Origin of the sequence: Chromatocurvus halotolerans, from assembly GCF_004340525.1 — a bacterium.
In the GTDB taxonomy this organism is placed as follows: domain Bacteria; phylum Pseudomonadota; class Gammaproteobacteria; order Pseudomonadales; family Halieaceae; genus Chromatocurvus; species Chromatocurvus halotolerans.
On the sequence record NZ_SLWX01000036.1, the window covers coordinates 1 to 2,723 of the forward strand.

The 2,723-nt window shown below is 59.3% G+C and carries 4 protein-coding genes; all 4 read right to left on the reverse strand.

The genetic code is table 11. The features are described 5' to 3' along the window. Positions 1-37: 37 nt before the first annotated feature. Genes EV688_RS17230 through tnpA form a run of 4 tightly spaced genes read right to left on the reverse strand, consistent with a single transcriptional unit; the run spans position 38 to position 2,642 of the window. Positions 38-343: a hypothetical protein gene (locus EV688_RS17230; protein WP_117315799.1), complete on the reverse strand. Its 306-nt coding sequence runs from the start codon at positions 341-343 to the stop codon at positions 38-40. After that, positions 333-1,934, reverse strand: coding sequence for an IS66 family transposase (tnpC, locus tag EV688_RS17235; protein ID WP_205686540.1), 1,602 nt, complete (start codon positions 1,932-1,934; stop codon positions 333-335). Before tnpC ends, EV688_RS17230 begins: the two co-directional genes overlap by 11 nt. 19 nt (positions 1,935-1,953) lie before the next feature. Next, complete coding sequence (gene tnpB, locus EV688_RS17240; RefSeq protein WP_117315797.1) at positions 1,954-2,307, reverse strand: IS66 family insertion sequence element accessory protein TnpB; 354 nt, start codon at positions 2,305-2,307, stop codon at positions 1,954-1,956. Next, positions 2,307-2,642, reverse strand: coding sequence for an IS66 family insertion sequence element accessory protein TnpA (gene tnpA / locus EV688_RS17245; protein WP_117315795.1), 336 nt, complete (start codon positions 2,640-2,642; stop codon positions 2,307-2,309). The genes tnpB and tnpA overlap by 1 nt, the downstream gene beginning before the upstream one ends. Positions 2,643-2,723: the final 81 nt, after the last annotated feature.

Sequence of the window (2,723 nt, forward strand, 5' to 3'; positions counted from 1 at the left end):
AGTAACCGGTCATTCCGAGACGTTGTTGCCAGCGTGACTATTTTGCCTTTGGCGGCATCAGCGCGCGGACAGTGTCGACGATTTCCCGCAAGTCACCGTCGCTCATTTGCTGGTAGTCATCAAAGCTATTGATCGTATACTTGGCAAACACGGAGTTCACTTTGCCGAACGCCGCCAGCACTTTGTGTCGGTGTTTGGATTGCAGGCCTTCCAGCGCGAGTCCCGCATACGCCTGGTTCACCTTGCGGGCTTTTTCCCACAATGCCAGACCGTCGTCGGCAGCAATCGCCTTCACAGCCTTGGCACTCTCGCGCCATTGCCGATAGGCCGCTTCATCTGCCATGTGTCAGCGCCTCCAGATCCGAGCGCAGGGGATTGTCCGCGAAGCGCGCCTTCCACAACCTCGGCGTTAGCTCCTCCACCCGGGAGGCCGGGTGCGCACTGACCCGCTGCAAGACATCCACCAGGTACTCGTAGGGATTGACACCGTGCAGCCGGCAGGTCACCAGCAGACTCTGGATAATCCCCACCTGCTCGGCGCCGATCTCGGTCCAGCAGAACAGCCAGTTGCGCCTGCCCATAGGGATGACGCGCAGGCTCCGCTCCAGATGGTTGGTGTCAGGCGGCACGTCGGGATCGTGCAGGAACACCTTCAGGGCCTGCTCCCGCTTCATGGCGTAGGCCAGTGCCCGCGACAGCGGATTGCTTTTTACCAGGTCGATACGCTGACGCTGCGCGTGACACCAGCCAAAGAAGGCTTCCACCACCGGCAGGCTGTTCCGGGCCCGGTAATCCAGCTTGTCCCGCCCCGTGAGCTTCTGTTCTCGCAGATAGGCCTCATGTTCATAGAGTCGACCGATGTAGGCCAACGCCTCGGCCACCGCTTCCGGCTCGGCCTCTTTCGCTTCCTCAAACCCACGGCGGCAATGCACCCAGCATTGTGCGTGCGTCAGCCTCTGGTTGTGTTTGCTGAACTTCTCATAGGCCCCATAGCCATCGGTCACCAGCGTGCCAGTAAAGTCCCCGAGCTGATCCAGGATGTGCTGCATGCCGCGTGACCGCGAGAAGGTAAAGCAGATCTCGTCCTGCTCCCCATAAATGGGCCAGAAGTAGGCCAGGTTCATCTTGCCCTTTTTCTTGCGTCCCGCCTTGATCGGCGTCTCGTCCATCGCCAGGACACGGCTTTGCAACAGCTGGCGTAGCTGGGCCTGATAAATGGGCGTTAATAAGTCGAGGCTGCGCCGGGTCAGGTTGGTCAGTGTGCTGCGAGCCACCTTGATGCCGTTGTGTTCCAGCCGTTGATGCTGCCGGTACAGGGGCAAGTGATACAGGAACTTGTTCAACAGCATCCCGGCCAGGAAGCTGACATCGGCAACGCTTCGGTCCAGGACATTGGCCGGTGCCGGGGTGGTGATCAGCTGTTGGCTGGATTTCTTTTTGAGGACCGGGCGGGTGTATTTCAACACCACCTGGCTGCCAGGGCGTTCTGCCAGGCGATAGGTGACCTTGTAGCTGATGATGGTGTAGTTATCGGCATCCGGGCCATCCAGCTCCGGCGCCGAGAGGACAATCTCTTCGACCGGCACACCGTCATCAAATCGCAGACCGCTGTCATCGGGGGAGCCGTCCAGCGCGTTCTTCTTCGCCTTGCCCCGCTGATAGGTGATGGTTTCCGTATCCGGCTCCTGGCGCGCCGGCGTCTCGGGCAGATCCTTGAGCAGGTCGGCAATGGTGTGCTGGTGGGGATTGTCCGTCATGTCACGCTTTTCGGACTTCTCGCCGAACAGCTGGCGTTTGAACCAGTTCAACTGGTGTTCCAGCGCCTGGATCCGGGCGTCTTTCTCATCCATAACGCTGCGCATTTCAGTGAGCACACCTTGCAGGTTGTGCGCATCGGGGGTCGCTTGATCGCGAGTCACGGGGCCGGTTTCCATGGTCATGGATTATACTCGATCAGGCGGCCTGCGGGTGAGAATAACGCTTTCTTTGTAGTGTATTTCTGAGTTCGATGCCCTCGATGATCAGCTTGAGCTGCGTCCAGTTCAGCGCCTGCTTCTCTCCCGCAGAACGGTCGTAATTGAAGCGTCCCTCCTCAAGGCGTTTCGCCCAGATACAGTAGCCGCTGCGATCGAAATACAAAATCTTGAGCTGCGTCTGGCGGCGATTGATGAAGACAAACAGGTGGCCACTGAGTGGGTCTTCCTCCATCAGGTTCTTTGCCATCGCCGCCAATCCGTTGAAGGATCGGCGCATATCCGTGGGCCTGGCATACAGCCAGATCCTGACTTGGGATTCCGGGAAGAACATCAGCCGGTGCGAACACGCAGAACCACACCGGCACCCAGCTCCAGCTCTACCTGCCAGCGCGGGCACTCCTTCGCAGCAGGACGCGGCAGCGCCGCAGCACTCACGGACTGGGTAATATCAATAAAGCCGTTAGCGGAAGCCTCTGGAGACAATGCCTTCTGCCATCGACTGAGACAACTGGTGGCAATGCCGTGCTGTTTGCAAAAGGCTGCCCTGGTGAGGCCGCTGGCGTGGAACTGCTCGACCAGGGCTTTCTTCTGCGCACGGGAGCGCTGAGTCCGGGGCTTCGCCGCGGGCAGTGCGTGGGAAAGGGAATCCTGCATTGATGACGTCATGGGTGTTCTCCTGTGGGTGACCAGGAGAACGGTATCGTGATGTCAGGCTACTGAATACGACGCCTCAGAATGAGCGGTTAC